This window comes from Peptoclostridium sp. AF21-18, from assembly GCF_003478825.1.
Lineage (GTDB): Bacteria > Bacillota > Clostridia > Peptostreptococcales > Peptostreptococcaceae > Peptacetobacter.
Map to the genome: position 1 here is coordinate 36,129 of NZ_QUGE01000003.1, position 17,301 is coordinate 53,429.

The window sequence follows — 17,301 nt, forward strand, 5'->3', positions numbered from 1 at the left end:
GTGAAAAAATTATAAAAAAGTTGTAAAATAATACTGTAAATAAAAAACTAAAAAGGGAAGTGTAAAAAATGTTAAGAATTGATGAAAAGCTAAAAAATCTAGTACCAGATTGTATGGTTGGAGTAGTTGAAGCGGAGGTAAAAGTAAAAGAAAGTTCAGAAGAGCTAGTAAATTTATTAAATGAAGAATGCGAACTACTTACAAATAACATAAAACTAGAAGATTTATCTTCAGAAGAAACAATAGATGCAAACAGAAAAGCATACAAAGCTTGTGGTAAAAACCCTTCAAGATACAGAACATCTTCAGAAGCGCTTATAAGAAGAGTACTTCAGGGGAAGGGAATATATTTTGTAAACAATATTGTAGATATAAACAACCTAATATCTATGAAAACGCAGTTCTCAATAGGATCTTACAATACAGAAAATTTAGGAGAAAATGTAGTGTTCACTGTTGGAGAAGATGGAGATGAGTACAAAGGAATTGGAAAAGATATGGTTAATGTAGCTAATATGCCAGTTCTAGCTGATGAAGAAGGAAAATTTGGTAGCCCAACAAGTGATTCAAGAAGAGCTGCTATAGATGAAAATGCGGAAAAAATAATGATGTGCTTATTCTCATTCTCAGGAAAAGATAAATTAGAAAGTGGAATGAATGAAATAAAAGGACTTCTTGAAAAATATGCCGATGGAAAAAATATAAAAACTAATATAGTAGAATAATAGAATAGGATTTAGAATTATGATTAATTACTTTTGCTATGATACAGAAATAGGAAGAATAAAAATATCTGAAAAAGACGAGAAGATAATCGGACTTGTATTTTCTGATTATAAAAAAGAAAATGAAAGAGAAAAAGAAACTGAATTGATAAAAAAAGCATACACACAATTAGAAGAGTACCTATCTGGAAAAAGGACAGAATTTGATATTGAAATAGAGATGATAGGAACTGAGTTTCAAAAGAAGGTATGGAAAGAACTTTTAAATATTCCATATGGTGAAACTAGAAGTTATAAAGATATAGCTATTGCAATAGGAAACGGAAAAGCTTGTAGGGCTGTTGGTAATGCAAACAACAAAAATCCAATTGCGATAATAGTTCCATGTCATAGGGTTGTTGGCAGTAATGGAAGTATGACTGGATATGCAGGAGGACTTGATATAAAAGAAAAACTACTAAAAATAGAAAAATGTAGTGTGTAGTCCTCACTTAACTCAAATTTAACTTAAATATTATATTATAAGATAATAGCAAAAGGTTGAAAATAGTAGCCTTTCAAAATATAAATTTGAGTAAAAAATGTAGTCAAACTACATTGAATGGAGGAATGGATATGGAAAGAAAAGAACTTCTTTTTCGTATAGCGACAAAATATATGGCACTTAGCAAATCTGAGAAAAAGGTTGCTGATTTTATAAAGAATTTCAATGGAAAAGCAGAAAAACTTACAATGAAAAAAGTAGCTAAAGAAGCAGGTGTAAGTGAGCCATCTATAATGAGATTTTCAAAATCAATAGGTTTAGATGGATTTAATGAATTAAAATATTGCCTTATGAAAACTAAAAAAGACGATGAGGGTACTATGAAGCCACTGCATGGCTTCGATATAAATAGAGAAGATACAATTGATATGATTCCAGGAAAAATTGTAATGACTGTAGAAAATCAAATTAATAGTATGCTCGAGTCGATATCATTAAAAAGCTATTCGGATATGATAAATTGCATAATAAACGCTAAAAATGTCGATATATATAGTGTTGAGAACTCTGTATCATCTGCAAATGATTTAGCTACAAAGCTGCTTTATCTTGGAATAAATGTAAAAATGTACACAGACTCATACTTACAGAAGATAAGTGCATATAATCTAAGCAGTGATGATGTTGCTATAGGGATATCTTATTCTGGAAATTCTAAGGATACTGTTGAAATGATAAAAACAGCTAAAAAAAGAGGTTCGACAACTGTTGTAATAACAAATTACAAAGATAGCAAAATAGTTAAGTATGCAGATATATTGATATGCACTAGTAGTGATCAGATGCTTTACGGAGATGCTATATTCTCTAGGGCAATACAGCTAGTGATAAACGATATGATTTACATGGGAATAATACACAGTGATTACGATAAATATATAGAAATCCTAAATAAAAACGAAAAAGCAATAAGAAATAGAGGATACTAAAACTGATAAAAAGAAAAGTAGATGAGAAAAAATGTAGTGAAAATGTAGTTTTACTACATTTTTTTTATTGCTCAAAATGAGTATTTCACTACTTTTTTTTAACATAGATTTTATTGAATGGCTTGTTTTTCTAGTCTATACTGAGTTTGTGAGCGAGGCAAATAAAGTTAGGCTTTAAGATAGAAAACAAAAGTTAAAAAACTAAAAGGAGAGAATAATATGTTAAAACTACAAAATATAAAGAAAAGTTTCGACGGAAAAGAAGTTTTAAAAGATATAAGCATAGAAGTTGGTGATGGAGAAATAGTTTCTATATTAGGACCATCAGGATGCGGTAAGACAACATTATTAAATATAATATTAGGACTTACAAATCCAGACTCAGGAGAAATCAACTTCAATGGAGAGGATATAACAAAAGTTTCTATGGAAAAAAGAGGGTTCAATATAGTGTTCCAGGATTACGCATTATTCCCAAATTTAAATGCTTATCAGAACATAACATACGGACTAAAAAATAAACCAGGTATATCTACTCAGGAAGAGATAGATGACTTTATAAATCTACTTGGATTAAAAGAACATTTAAATAAAAAAATAGAGCAGCTATCAGGTGGTCAGAAACAGAGGGTTGCACTTGCGAGAACTCTTGTAATGAAGCCAAAAATACTTTTACTAGATGAACCACTTAGCGCACTTGACGGTGTAATAAAAGAGTCTATAAAAGAACGTATAAAAACAATAGCTAAAGAATTTAACCTAACAATAATAATAGTAACACACGATCCAGAAGAGGCATTAACTCTATCAGACAAAGTTCTTATAATAAATCAGGGAAAAATATCTCAGTATGGAAACCCAGAAAATATAATAAACGAACCAGGCAACAATTTTGTAAAAGAATTCATACTTAATCAGCTTGAAATAAAGAGAAACAACATATTAAATCTATTTAATATGGCAAATCAAATATCTGCCGTAGAAGGAGCGATGTAGTATGAAGTTAAAAACACAGAAAGAGATAAAATCAATATTCGCAGTATTATGCGTAGTATTTGGATTTTTTCTAATAATTCCGCTTTTGTTTATCTTTAAATACGCTTTTGTCGGGGATTCTGGACTAACAATCCAGTTTTTCTCCGATGTATTTAAAGAGAAAGGATTTACAACGGCGATATTTAACAGTTTAAAAGTATCTGCAATAAGTGCGTGTATATCTACAGTTCTTGCATTTATATTATCTTATACAGTTCAGTATACAAATGTAAAAACTCCGATTAAAAAGCTGATAAAATCAGCTGCTGTATTTCCAATGTTGCTTCCAACAATAACTTATGGATTTGCAATAATATATTCATTTGGAAAACAGGGATTAGTAACGACTTTATTAGGTAAGCAGTTCTTTGAAATATACGGATTAAATGGACTAGTACTTGGATTTGTAATATACACGCTTCCAATATCATATATGCTAACGTCAAATACTATGAGGTATGTAGATAAGAAATTCTCAATAGTATCAAGAGTAATGGGTGACAAACCTTTAAAAACATTCTTAACTACAGTATTAAGACCATTAGCAGGAACACTTGCAGCAGCATTTGTTCAGACATTCTTCTTATCATTCACAGATTTTGGGATACCAGCATCGATAGGTGGAAAATACGACACAATAGCATCAGTACTTTATTCAGAAATGCTAGGATCTATACCTAACTTCAACAACGGAGCAGTTGTAGCATTAGTAATGTTAATTCCTACAGTAGTTGGTATAGCGGTACTAACATATCTTGAAAAATACAATATAAGATATCAGAAAATTTCTGAAATTGAAATAAGAAAAGGCATAGTTAGAGATACAGTGTGTGGAATTCTTTCGGGATTAGTATGTGCAGTGATAATAATACCATTTGTGGTTATATTTATAGCTCCATTTGTAAAAATGTGGCCTTATGATATGACTCCAACAATAGATAATTTTACAAAAATAATAAAAACAGCAAATCTAGGAGAAGTTTATCTTCATTCAATAGGAATAGCTGCTGCTGTTGCAGGAATAGGTATGATACTTACATACGCTGCAGCACTTGTAACAGCTAGAAGTCAGATAAATAAAAAAGCAAAATCAGTAATAGAAACAATATCATTAATAACAAATACAGTTCCAGGGATGGTAATAGGTATCGCATATTTATTAATGTTCACAGGAACGAGCTTACAAAATACATTTACGATAATAATAGTTTGTACAATAGTACATTACTTCTCAACACCGTACTTAATGTTTAAAAATTCATTATCTAAAATGAATTCATCTTGGGAAACAACAGCAATGCTTATGGGAGATAGCTGGATTAAAACAATAATAAGAATAGTAACTCCAAACTCATTCTCTACAATATGTGAGGTAATATCTTATTACTTTGTAAATGCGATGGTTACAATAAGTGCAGTTGTATTCTTAGTTGGGGCAAAGACAGCTACAATAACTACTAAAATAAAAGAACTTCAATACTTTGCAAAATTCGATGAGATATTTATCTTATCGATAATGATACTAGCGACAAACATAGTTGTTAAAGTGCTATTCCAGGCACTTGCAAATAGAAAATCAATAAAAGAAAAAAGAGAAAGCGAAGAAAACAACAAAGGAGAAAAAAGAAAAATGAGTTTAAAGAAAAAATTAGCACTTCCACTATTATGTTTAACACTTGCAGTTGCACCACTAGCAGGATGTAGTAAATCAGCAGATGATCAGGTTGTAATATATTCAAATGCAGACGAAGAAGCAGTTGAAGCTATGTCAAAAGCACTTGATGAAAACGGATACGATGGTAAATATACATTCCAGACATTTGGTACTTCAGAACTAGGAGGAAAACTTCTTGCTGAGGGAACAAATATAGAGGCTGATATGGTAACAATGAGTTCATTCTACTTAGATAGTGCTCAGGAAAAAAATAATATGTTCGAAAAAAGAAACTACGATGTAAAAACATTAGATGGAATAGAAGCAGCAGATTTCTACGCACCTATAACTTCTCAGGAAGGGGCGATAATAGTAAATACAGAAATGCTAAAAGAAAACGGATTAAAAGCTCCAACAAGTATAAAAGACTTAGCTAAACCAGAATACAAAGGATTTATATCTGTAACAGACGTTGCTAGTTCATCTACAGCATGGCTTTTAGTACAGGCTATAATAAGCGAATACGGTGAAGTTGAAGGAAAAGAAATACTATCAGCAATATATGAAAATGCTGGAGATCATATAGAAGAATCTGGTTCTGCACCACTTAAAAAAGTTAGAGCAGGAGAGGTAGCAATAGGATTTGGATTAAGACATCAGGCAGTTGCTGATAAAGAAGAAGGTCTACCAATAGATTTCATAGATCCAACAGAAGGAAACTTCTCATTAACAGAATCAGTTGCAGTTGTTAAAAAAGACAATGCTGAAAAAGCTGAATTATCTCAGGAAATGGCTAAATGTATAATTGAAAACGGAAGACAGTATTTAATAGAAACTTATCCAAATGCAATATACGAAGGCGAAAAAACAGATAACAAAAACCATTCTAAATATCCTAAGACATTCTCTGAACCATTAACAGCAGAATTATTAGAAAAACATATAGCATTTTCTGACTCATGTAAATAGTATTAGAGATTAAAAATTAATAACTGATATAAAATTTTAAAATTATAAATAAATTTAAAGAAAGATTGGAAAGAGGGAAAGATTATGAATTACAAATTATTAACACCAGGACCACTTACAACAAGTGAAACAGTAAAGAAAGTTATGATGGTAGACCATTGTACATGGGATAATGATTATAAAGTTATAACACAGAAAATAAGAAAAGACTTACTTGAACTTGCAAATGCACCAGAAGAAGATTACACAGTTATATTAATGCAGGGAAGTGGAACTTTTGGAGTTGAATCAGTAATAACAAGCTCAGTTGGAACAGATGAAAAACTTTTAATATGTGAAAATGGAGCTTACGGAAAAAGAATGAAAGATATAGCGAATCACGCTGGAATAGATGCGGTTGTCTACAGCGAGCCATTCAATAAAATACCTTGTGCTAAAAAAGTAGACGAAATACTTAATGAAGATAAAGAAATAACTCATGTATCTATGGTACATTGCGAAACAACTTCAGGAATATTAAATGATATAGAATCTGTTGCAAAAGTTGTAAAAGAACATGGAAAAACACTTATAGTAGATGCAATGAGCAGCTTCGGTGGAGTTGTAATAGATATGGAAAAATTAGTAGCAGATTTTATGATAAGTAGCTCAAATAAATGTATACAGGGTGTTCCAGGATTCTCATTCATAATAGCTAAAAAAGAAGCACTTAAAAAATGTGAAGGTAAAGCAAGAAGTTTAGCACTAGATCTTTATGACCAGTTTAAGACTATGGATATAGATGGAAAATGGAGATTTACATCACCAACACATGTAGTATTAGCATTTGCTCAGGCAATAAAAGAATTACAGGAAGAAGGCGGAATAGCTAAAAGATATGAAAGATATCTAAACAACAATAGAACTTTAATAGCAAAAATGGAAGAATTAGGAATAAAAACTTATATAGACTTAGAACATCAGTCTCCAATAATAACTACATTCCTTTATCCAGAAATACACAACTATTCATTTAATGAAATGTACGAATATATAAAAGAAAGAGGATACGCAATATATCCAGGAAAAGTTACAGAAGCTGATACATTTAGAATAGGTAACATAGGTGAAATATACGAAGAAGATATGATTAAACTAGCTGAGATAATAAAAGGATTCATGGAGGAAAAAGCAAATGAAATGTAATAAAACAGAAGCAGTAATATTCGATTGGGCAGGAACTACAGTAGACTACGGATGCTTTGCACCAGTTCAGGCATTTGTTGAAGTATTCAAAGAATACGGAGTAGAACCTACTATGGAAGAAACTAGAAAACCAATGGGAATGCTTAAATTAGACCATATAAAAACAATGTTAAAAATGGAAAGAATAAACTCTGAATTTGAAAAAGTTCATGGAAGAAAACCTACAGATAAAGATGCAGAAGAAATGCACGAAATATTTGAAAAAAAATTATTATCAATACTTCACAACTTTGCAGAACCAAAACCATACGTTGTTGAAACTATAGCAGAACTTAGAAAAATGGGTGTAAAAATAGGATCTACAACAGGTTATACTGATAAAATGATGGAAATAGTTACAAGAGAAGCAAAAGCAGCAGGATATGAACCTGATTGCTGGTTCAGCCCAGACTCTACAAATGGAGTAGGTAGACCAAAACCATACATGGTATTTAGAAACCTTGAAACACTAGGCGTAACATTTACGGAAAATGCCATAAAAGTAGGTGATACAGTATCTGACATAAAAGAAGGAAAAAATGCTGGACTACTTACAATAGGAATAATTGAAGGTAGCTCAGAAATGGGACTTACAGAAGAAGAATATAACGCACTAAACGAAGAAGAAAAACAAACAAACTGCGAAAGAGTAAGAAAAATATACTTAGATGCAGGTGCTGACTTTGTAATACAGGATATAAGAGAAATCCTATCTTTTATAAAATAAATAATTATATTCTCAACAGAAAAAAGAGATTGTTGTATAAAATACAGCAATCTCTTTTTTCGTTATAAGATAAAAATTTTTCGATATGAGATGATAAAATTGTGTTATATAGGTTTATATACCAGAAACTAAAGTTCTTATTTAACAAAAGAGCTTAGGAATAGGATTAGATCAAAAACTTAATAATTCTGGAGATATTGATTTAACACCATATGAACAAGCAAAAAGATATAATGACAATTTACCATATGACGAAAAAGCAAGATGGATAGTTACATCTAATTTCAGCGAAATATGGGTTTATGAAATGAATTAAAGAGTTCCGAAAGTTCTAAAAATAGAATTAACATAAATATCCTATGAAAAATAAATTAATAGAAAATATGGGGACTGTGAGCAAAATTTTGCAAGCAATCTTTTTTATTAAAATTTTAAGATTTTACTAGCTAATAAAGAGTGAAATAAATCAAAATTTGTAAGACGATTGATAGTATGTAGCATATGAGTTATATAGACAAACTCTCTCGACAATCTGCAGACGTGAGTTTTAATTACAACAAAAAAGTTTTACCTACACACACGTCGAAGCCTGGAGAGGAGTTTGTCTATATCTCATATGCTCCTATAAAACAAAAGATTAGCAAATTTTGATTTATTCACTCTTAACAACTAGTAAACTCATAACAGATTATAAAAAAAAGACTGTTGCAAAAATTGCAACAGTCTTATATTTCTATTAATTAAGCTAATATCATTTTAGTTAAGTCCATTGGATCAACTATTTCTCCGTCTTTGTAAACTCTCATGTTTCCTGAAGCTATTTCGTCTATTAATATAACTTCGTCATTGTAGAATCCGAATTCGAATTTTATGTCGTATAATTCTAATCCTTTTTCTTCTAAGTCTTTAGCAACAACTGCAGTTATTTTTCTAGTTCTTTCTTTCATCTGATCGAACTGTTCCTGAGTCATTATTCCTAAAGCTTCTAATCCTTCAGAAGTAACTAATGGGTCACATCTTTCATCGTCTTTTAAAGTAACTTCAACGTAAGCATCTAATTTAGCTCCGTTTTCTATGTATTCTCCGTATCTTCTTATGAAGCTTCCTACTGCTCTGTAACGGCATATAACTTCTACACCTTTACCGAAAACTTTAGCTGGTAATACTTCCATAGTTGATTTTTCTATGTCAGCGCTAACGTAGTGAGTTTTTATTCCTGCTTCTTTTAATAATTCAAAGTAGTGAACAGAAGTTTTTAAGTTTTCTCTACCTATACCTTCTATTGTTAAACCTATTGAGTTTTCACCTGGATCGAATACTCCATCTTTACCAGTACAATCATCTTTGAATAATAATTCAAAATTACCGTTGTCTAATTCAAAAACGTCTTTAGTTTTACCTGTGTATACTTTTTTCATGCCTTTTCCTCCAATGAATATATAAAAATTAATTATAGTCTTTTTTATTAAATCCGAAAAGCGTTCGGATTTTGAGGGTGTTTTTCCCTTTTGCAAAATCTATTATAACACAAAATAGTCAAAAAGTTGAACTTTTTTTGAAAAAAATTAAAAAAAGTTCACTGAATATAAATCTGTTCTTCTATGTTTTAATAGTGGAAGTTCACTTCTTACTTTTTTAGTGTACTCTTCATCTATATCCGCATATAATATGCATTCGTTTTCATCTGCAGCAGCTATTATATTACCCCAAGGGTCTGAAACCCTAGAGTTTCCAAAAGCTACATAAGATGCAGATTCATCTCTAGCAGGTGCAGCGCCTACAAAATAAACCTGATTATCAAGTGCTCTCATTCTTATAGAAAGTTCCCAATGTGCAGGTCCAGTAGTCATATTAAATGCTGCAGGAAGGATAATAAGTTCGGCACCTTCCAAAGCCATTAAGCGAGAAAGTTCGGGAAATCTTATATCATAGCAAATAGCTACACCTATTTTTCCGAACTCTGTATCGACAATAGTTACTTTATGTCCGGAAGAAAGTGTATCAGATTCTTTAAAAGATACTCCTCCTTCTACATCAATATCAAAAAGATGCATCTTTTGATGTTTTCCAATAAGCTCTCCATTACGATCAAATACGAATGAAGTATTGTAGATATTTCCATCTTCTAGCTCTGGAATACTTCCACCTACTAAATAAACTGAGTTTTTCTTTGCTGCATTGCTTAATGATTCAGTAGTTTTTCCTGGATATTCCTCAGCAAAAATAGGGAAGTAACTATTTTCATAAGGGCAGTTAAACATCTCTGGTAAGACTATAATTTCAGCACCATTATTAGCGGCTTCATCTATCATTTCTAATGCGTGTGATATGTTCTTATCTTTATCATCGCAAACTTTCATTTGACAAACTGCTATTTTCATTTTTACCTCCTTTAAAAGAGTAAAATATTTTTGAATTTTTGAAATTTATATATTATCTGTATTATATCATAGAAAAAGTCTTGTAACTGTTGATTTTACACAAAAATAAAATTTTTGAGTGAATAATTTTCTGAAACTATAACCAAAAACTATAGCTAAATATGTAATCTATAGAAATGTATAATTTATGCCGAATTGTAGTTATAAATGTTGTATAATTGTCTAGAGTTGTTAAAAGAAATTATTCAATAAAGATAAATTTATTGTTTAAAGTTGTGTAAAAAAAGTAAATAAAGGAGGGAAAAAAATGGAGAGAGATTTTGAGGATATAGACAGAATCCTCAACTTTGCTGCTGAGGCTGGGAGAAATATGCTGAAATGTGGCGGTGAAATATATAGAGTAGAGGATACAATACAAAGGCTTTGTATGGCGTTTGGTATAGATAATGCTGAAGTATTTGCAACGCCTACCACATTACTATTATCGGTGTATAAGAATAAAAAAGTGTATTCAGTGGTAAAGAGAATAAATGAGAGATCTACAGACTTGAATATGATGAAAAAAATAAATGCTTTGTCTAGAAATATAGCTTATGAAAAGCTAAGCATAGATGAATGCGAAGAAAGATTAGAAGATATTTGTAAGAAAGAGAGTTACTCATATACCGTTACTATACTTGGAGCAGGACTTGTGACATCTTGTTTCTCTATCTTATTTGGTGGAGGAGAAATAGATTTTATAATGTCTTTTCTTGTTGGAATGGTTACAAAGATGTTACAGGAGTATTTATCTGAAAAGAGCCTTAACGAATTTTTTGTTAATATAATATGTGCTGCATTTATAGCTATGTCATCTGTTGTGTGCGTAGAAGGTGGAGTATTGAAAACTATGGACTACATAATAGCAGGGGTTATAATGCTTCTAGTTCCTGGTTTTGCACTAACAAATGCTATAAGGGATATACTAGATGGTCAGCTTGTTGCTGGTACAGCTAAATTATCAGAAGTAATATTTAGTGGAACTGCAACAGCCGTTGGAATGGCATTAGTTTTAAACTGGTACTTGAGAGGAGGATTCTTTTAGATGATAAGAATATTAATTGAAACTGTAGCAGCATATGGTGTAGCTGTAGGGTTTGGAATACTATTCAATATAAAAGGTAAAAGCCTTAGAGTAGCTGGTGTAGGAGGGTCTATTGGTTGGTTTGTATATAAAATAACTTCTATATATATGGGATTTGCACCTGGAGCTGCATTTTTTGCTGCTGGTGTATCATTTAGTGTATATTGTGAAATATGTGCGAGAGTATATATGATTCCAGCTACTATACTTAGTGCATGTGCATTAATCGTACTTGTGCCAGGGTTTGGTGTGTATCGTTCAATATATGAATTTATTCTTGAACACTATGTTACAGCAGGAAATGTTATGACGGAAACACTAGCATCTGCTGGGGCATTAGCACTTTCATTGGTACTTGTAACATCAATATTTAAGAATTTCCACTTGGCAAAATTCTTGAAAAAATTCAATATAACATTAAAGAAGAAAAATATATAACGAAATATAAAATTTATACGTCAAATATACTAAATTAACCTAAAAATAACTAGATTAATGTATGCAGAGGGTATATAATATAATTCTGATATTAGAAAATGAGAAGGGAGGATAAACAGTGATAGAAAGAAATTTTTACAAAGATAGAAAAGCTAAATTATACCATCATAATGAAGAAGAAATACATCTGAAATCATACCTATTTGGCAATGGGATAAGATTAGTATCAGTATTGGCTGGTATAACGTGTCTAGCATTATTCTTTGAAAATAGTAGAATGGACAATACAAGTATAGTTGTACTTTATGTACTTGCTGCTGTATTAACTGCTAGATTTACAGAGGGATATATTTTTGGAACAATAGCTTCGGTATCATCAATGTTTATATATAACTTTTTCTTTATAAACCCTCGCTATACATTTGCTGTAGAACAAAAGATGTATACACTTTCTTTTGCCGTTATGGTTGGAGTATCTCTATTGGCAGCAGGTATAACATCTAAGCTTAAAAAGAAGGTCGAGGCTGAAAAAATACAAGCTAAGAAAATGGAGATGCTGTATCGTACAGATGGATCGTTCTTAAAAGCTAGAGATAGAGAACAGGTTGTTGAAAACTGTGGAGAAAACCTTGTAAACATACTTGGAAAGACAATATTAATAACAATAGCAGATGAGAGAAGAAACCTTATGGAGCCTCATGTGTATATATGCAATAATAATGGAAGTGAAAATTTATTCAAATTAGTAAAAGAAAGAGAAATTATAAAAGAATGTTTTAGAACTGGTAAAACTAAAGGAGTAGGTGTAAAGGTAGATCCTTCTACATACAAAAAAACAGGTATAAAGGAAGAAGGAAGCAATGCATATTATGTTCCTATTAAAGGAAACTACTTAACCCTTGGTGTTATCGGTGTTGCATGCTATAAGAGAGAAATTCTTTCTGATGAGGAAAAGAAAATTATTAAGATTGTAGCAGAGCAGACTGCAATCGCTCTTGAGAGAGAAAATATTTATGCGAGAAGACATCGTGCTATTATCGAAGGAGAAGGAGAAAAACTTGTTCAGAAGATTAATAGAATTACAGGTAGTGATTATGCTACTCTTGATGATTTCTTGTATGATAATAGTACTGTAAATAAAGTAAATGATGAGAATTAGATATAAAGCAGAGAGAAAATTTTTCTCTCTGTTTTTTTATTCACGAAACAAGTATAATAGACTTAACAAAGAAAATAAAATTTCTAAAATTAAAAGTTGGGGGATATTTAAAATGCTACTACTTAACAAATCAGACATAAAAAAAGTATTTACAATGAAAGATGCAATAGAAGCCGATAAAAAAGCGTATCAGGCATTCAGTGAAAAAGATGCTATAGTTCCAATAAGAACAAACTTAGGAACAATAAGAGAAGGCGAAAGTATGTTATTCATGCCAGGATATGTAAAATCATTAGATTGTGCAGGGATAAAAATAGTATCAGTATTCCCAGGAAATGCTGAAAAAGGAAAACCAGTTGTTCCAGCTACAGTTATATTAATGGATGCAACTACAGGTGAAGTTATATCTGTGATGGATGGAACATATATCACTCGGGTTAGAACAGGTGCGGCTTCAGGTGCAGCAGTTGATCTTCTTGCTAGAAAAGACGCAAAAGTTGGTGCATTAATAGGTACTGGTGGACAGGCTCCAGCACAGTTAGAGGCTATGCTTGCAGCTAGAGAACTTGAAGAAGTTAGAGTGTTTAGCAGAAATAAAGAAAAAAGAGAAAGATTTGCTGAAGATATATCAAAAGAATTAGCTTCTTATGGAGCAAAAATAGTTGCTTCAGATTCTTCAGATGATGCTATAAAAGATGCAGATATTATAGTATTAGCAACTACATCAGAAGTTCCAGTTATAGATGGTAATCTTGTAAAAGAAGGAGCATTAATAAGTGGCGTTGGTTCATATATGCCTAACATGCACGAAATAGATGAAGTTAGTATAAAAAGAGCATCTAAAATATTCTGTGATTCAATAGATGCTGTACTAGAAGAAGCAGGATGTATAATAACTCCTCTTAAAAAAGGAATAATATCAAAAGAAAATGACTTAAATAAAGAACTAGGCGATGTTGTAAGTGGAAAAATACCTGGAAGAGAATCAGATGATGAAATAATAATATTCAAGAGTGTAGGAATTGGAGTACAGGATGTTGTAACAGCTCAGATGATTTACGATAGAGCTATAGAAAAAAATATAGGAACAAATTGGGAATAAACTATACAAAATAAAATATATTTAGTTTTTTTATAGATAAAATTTATTATTTAATATAAAAAATAGAACTATAAAAAGTTAAATGTTTTGTTTTTGTTAAAAAATGAAAAATAAATGAAAACACCTTGAAATTACTCTGAACTTTAGTATAATATTAAAGTATATATAATATTTGTAATAAATTAGAAAAGGTGAAAGGTGTTGACATAATGTTAAAAGTTTACGAAAATCTACAGACAGACAGACAGACAGACAGACAGACAGACAGACAGACAGACAGACAGACACTATAACTATACCGTTTTTAATGAAAAATTTAATAAATTTGAGAATAAAGACACAGAAGTATCTAGAATTATAATAATGGATAACTCTGTGTCTTTTTATATTATTTATTAGATATTAGAATTATTATATATAAATTATATAACTTTGGAGGGAAAAATGAAAAAGAAATTAGCTACAGTAATGGCTGCAACTATGGCAGTTAGTGGTTCTGTTGTTTCAGTAAGTGCTGCTACAACAGAAGATAAAATAGTAGGTTCTAACAGAACTGATACAGCAGTAAGAATAAGTAAAGAAGGATGGAAAAGTGCAGAAACTGCAATACTTGTTAATGATTCTGCAATACCAGATGCATTAACAGCAACTCCTCTTGCACATGCTAAAAACGCTCCAATACTTTTAACAGGTAAAGATGGACTAAATAAAGCAACAGCTGATGAAATAAAAAGATTAGGAGCAAAAGATGTAATAATGATAGGTGGAGATGCAGTTCTTCCAGCTAAAGTTGAAAAAGATCTTAAAGCTTTAAACGTAAAAGTTGACAGAATAAAAGGTGAAACAAGAGAAGAAACTGCTCTTGCAATAGCTAAAAGATTAGATGGAATAAAAGATGTATCTGAAATAGCAGTAGTAAATGGTACAACAGGACTTGCAGATGCAGTATCTGTTGCAGCTGCAGCAGCTGAAAAAGGTATGCCAATACTTCTTGCAAATCCTAAAAAAGGATTGTCAGCAGCTGAAAAATTCATAAAAGATGAAGCCATAAAAGCATCATTTGTAATAGGTGGTAAAACAGCTCTACCAGAAAAATTAGTATCTAGTTTACCAGGAAAACAGAGAATAGAAGGATCAAACAGAAATGATACTAATGCAAAAGTTATAGAAAAATTCTATGGAGATAAAGAATTAGACAACCTATACTTAGCAAAAGACGGTAGAGATGGAGATACTCAGTTAATAGATGCATTAGCAGTTGGAGCGCTTGCAGCTAAAAATGGAGCTCCAGTATTAATAGCTTCTAAAAAATTAAGTTCTGCTCAGGTAGATGTAATAAATACTAAGAAAATAGATACAATAACTCAGGTTGGTGGAAAAGGTAACGAAGGTGCATTCAACCAGTTAAAAGATATAGAAAAAGAAGATGTTTACGAAGTAGGAACTGTTGAAGAATTAAAAGAAGCTTTAGCAAATGCAAATGCTAATGACAAGATAGTATTAAAACCAAATGCAACAATAACAGAAGATATAATAATAAGCACTGATAAAAACGTAGATATAAAAGTAGAAGGAACAATTACAGGTAAAGTAGATATAGATGTTCCAAACGGAAGTGTTGCAAACAACTCAACAAGTAAACCAAGTACTGGTGGTGGATCTTCATCAGGTGGCTCTACTGGAGGAAATACAGGTGGTTCAACAGAAGAAAATAAATTTGAACTAACATATGATGGAGAATATGATTTAACACCACTTCATATAGAAGTAGGAGCAGCAGACGGAGTAAAATTAAAAATAGTAGAAAAAGAAGGCAATAAAGATGTAACAAATGACTTTATAAAAGAAATAAAAAATGATTCAGATAATGATTTATATAAAATGACTCTAAAAAAACCTTTAGCAAAAGATGTAGTATATCAGATTGTTGCTGAAAAAGGTAGCAATACAGCAAAAGTTGAAATATCAACTAAAAAAGACTTTATATATGTTCCAGTTTCAGAAAAAGATAAACTATATGATGTAGACCAATTTGAAGGGAAAACAGTAGTTTTAGATGGTACAGATTATGAATTAGCAAAACAGATTAAAATAACTAAACCACTAGAAATAATGGGAGATTTTGATTATGATGTTGAGAAACCAGTACTAAAAGCATCAGGAACATGGACAGCTACAGGTAAAGGAGATGCTTCTATAATACTTGTTTCAGGTGCAAAAGGTGTAAAACTAACAAATATAGATGTTACAGGTGCAAAGGATGTAAATTATACAGATAATAGTAAAGCTAAGACTGCTTATGGTATAGGTATAAATCTATTTAAGTCTGAAGTATATTTAGATAATGTTTTTTCTTATAATAATGCAGGAGCAGGATTTGTTGTAAATGGTTCTACTCTAAAAGGAGAAGGTGTAATAACTAATGAAAATGGTTGGGGTGGAATAAATGTAGATAAAGGCTCAGGTGTAACAGAAAAATGTATAATTGATTTAAATATAGCTGTATTAAATGAAAAATTCCCTGTATATTCTGATTCTGTATCTGAAGATTATTTAAAAGATATAGAAGTTAACGTAATAGGAGAAGAGTCAAAAGAAGTATATAATAAACAAACAGTAAATGGAAAAACTGTTTGGAGTCCTTATACTATTTCTGCTCAAGAAAAAAATAATATAACTAAAATCGATGAAGAATTAAATGGAGATGTAAATGGAACTCTTTCAGCATCATTTGAATGGGGTTCTTCAGAACAAATAGGAACAAATAAAGTAGAAGATAATAATGGATTATCATACTATAGTAATGGAGCTTATTTAAGATTACAGGTTAAAAAGGGTAATGAAGTAAAAAAATTTGATGAAGTATTCAAAACTGGTGAAAAGGATCATTCTGTAGGAGATGGATGTGGATTGACATTAAAAACAACAATAATTGGAAATAATTCTCATACTCCAAAGGAAGATGATATGGATGGTAGTGCAAGAGAAAAAGCTGACTGGACAAATAATTTAGCAGCATTTAATTCTACTAAACTAGATAATTCTACTAAAGATAAATATATTTTCTATGGTGTAAGATATGATATGAAAACAGGAACAAGAACAGTAGGATTTAATAAAGGTGATATGAGAACTATAGATATGAAACTAAGACCAAAATCAGGTTTAGAAAAAGGAATTTATACTGTTACAATTCAGTCAATGGAACAAGTTGATTCAAATCAAAATACAGTAACAGATAAAACAGGAAATACTATAACATATACTTTTGAAGTGAAATAATTAAAAATA

At 30.9% G+C, this 17,301-nt stretch carries 14 protein-coding genes; 12 read left to right on the top strand and 2 right to left on the bottom strand.

Features of this window, described 5'->3' with window-relative positions:
- Nucleotides 1-68 precede the first annotated feature (68 nt).
- The 7 genes from DWX74_RS02480 (at nt 69) to phnX (ending at nt 7,807) form a co-directional block, all read left to right on the top strand.
- The gene (locus DWX74_RS02480) at nt 69-725 is read left to right on the top strand and encodes a B3/B4 domain-containing protein (RefSeq protein WP_118548561.1); all 657 of its coding nucleotides are present in this window, start codon (nt 69-71) and stop codon (nt 723-725) included.
- Nucleotides 726-744: 19 nt separating this feature from the next.
- Entirely contained in the window at nt 745-1,209 is a 465-nt protein-coding gene (locus tag DWX74_RS02485; protein WP_118548562.1) for a methylated-DNA--[protein]-cysteine S-methyltransferase, read from the top strand.
- Between the two features lie 131 nt (nt 1,210-1,340).
- Nucleotides 1,341-2,198 (top strand): MurR/RpiR family transcriptional regulator, encoded by an 858-nt coding sequence (locus tag DWX74_RS02490; RefSeq protein WP_158573223.1) that lies wholly within the window; start codon nt 1,341-1,343, stop codon nt 2,196-2,198.
- 219 nt (nt 2,199-2,417) lie between these two features.
- Nucleotides 2,418-3,194: an ABC transporter ATP-binding protein gene (locus DWX74_RS02495; protein WP_118548564.1), complete on the top strand. Its 777-nt coding sequence runs from the start codon at nt 2,418-2,420 to the stop codon at nt 3,192-3,194.
- Between the two features lies 1 nt (nt 3,195).
- A complete protein-coding gene (locus DWX74_RS02500; RefSeq protein WP_118548565.1) occupies nt 3,196-5,856 on the top strand; it encodes an extracellular solute-binding protein in 2,661 nt (886 codons plus the stop codon).
- An 84-nt stretch (nt 5,857-5,940) separates the two neighbouring features.
- Nucleotides 5,941-7,041: a 2-aminoethylphosphonate--pyruvate transaminase gene (gene phnW / locus DWX74_RS02505; RefSeq protein ID WP_330415596.1), complete on the top strand. Its 1,101-nt coding sequence runs from the start codon at nt 5,941-5,943 to the stop codon at nt 7,039-7,041.
- Nucleotides 7,031-7,807: a phosphonoacetaldehyde hydrolase gene (phnX, locus tag DWX74_RS02510; RefSeq protein WP_118548567.1), complete on the top strand. Its 777-nt coding sequence runs from the start codon at nt 7,031-7,033 to the stop codon at nt 7,805-7,807. The genes phnW and phnX overlap by 11 nt, the downstream gene beginning before the upstream one ends.
- Before the next feature lie 740 nt (nt 7,808-8,547).
- Here the strand turns inward: phnX and DWX74_RS02520 are convergent.
- A complete protein-coding gene (locus tag DWX74_RS02520; RefSeq protein WP_040410617.1) occupies nt 8,548-9,225 on the bottom strand; it encodes a phosphoribosylaminoimidazolesuccinocarboxamide synthase in 678 nt (225 codons plus the stop codon).
- Between the two features lie 147 nt (nt 9,226-9,372).
- The gene (locus DWX74_RS02525) at nt 9,373-10,188 is read right to left on the bottom strand and encodes a carbon-nitrogen hydrolase family protein (RefSeq protein ID WP_118548568.1); all 816 of its coding nucleotides are present in this window, start codon (nt 10,186-10,188) and stop codon (nt 9,373-9,375) included.
- 307 nt (nt 10,189-10,495) lie between these two features.
- Between DWX74_RS02525 and DWX74_RS02530 the strand changes: the two genes are divergently transcribed.
- From DWX74_RS02530 to DWX74_RS02555, 5 genes are all read left to right on the top strand, one after another.
- Nucleotides 10,496-11,272, top strand: coding sequence for a threonine/serine ThrE exporter family protein (locus DWX74_RS02530; RefSeq protein WP_118548569.1), 777 nt, complete (start codon nt 10,496-10,498; stop codon nt 11,270-11,272).
- Nucleotides 11,273-11,749, top strand: coding sequence for a threonine/serine exporter family protein (locus tag DWX74_RS02535; RefSeq protein ID WP_006440645.1), 477 nt, complete (start codon nt 11,273-11,275; stop codon nt 11,747-11,749).
- Between the two features lie 118 nt (nt 11,750-11,867).
- Complete coding sequence (locus DWX74_RS02540; RefSeq protein WP_118548570.1) at nt 11,868-12,908, top strand: DUF4118 domain-containing protein; 1,041 nt, start codon at nt 11,868-11,870, stop codon at nt 12,906-12,908.
- Between the two features lie 112 nt (nt 12,909-13,020).
- Nucleotides 13,021-14,010, top strand: a complete 990-nt coding sequence (locus DWX74_RS02545) for an ornithine cyclodeaminase family protein (protein WP_118548571.1) — start codon at nt 13,021-13,023, stop codon at nt 14,008-14,010.
- 444 nt (nt 14,011-14,454) lie between these two features.
- On the top strand, nt 14,455-17,292 hold the full coding sequence (locus DWX74_RS02555; RefSeq protein WP_118548572.1) for a cell wall-binding repeat-containing protein: 2,838 nt from the start codon (nt 14,455-14,457) through the stop codon (nt 17,290-17,292).
- Nucleotides 17,293-17,301: the final 9 nt, after the last annotated feature.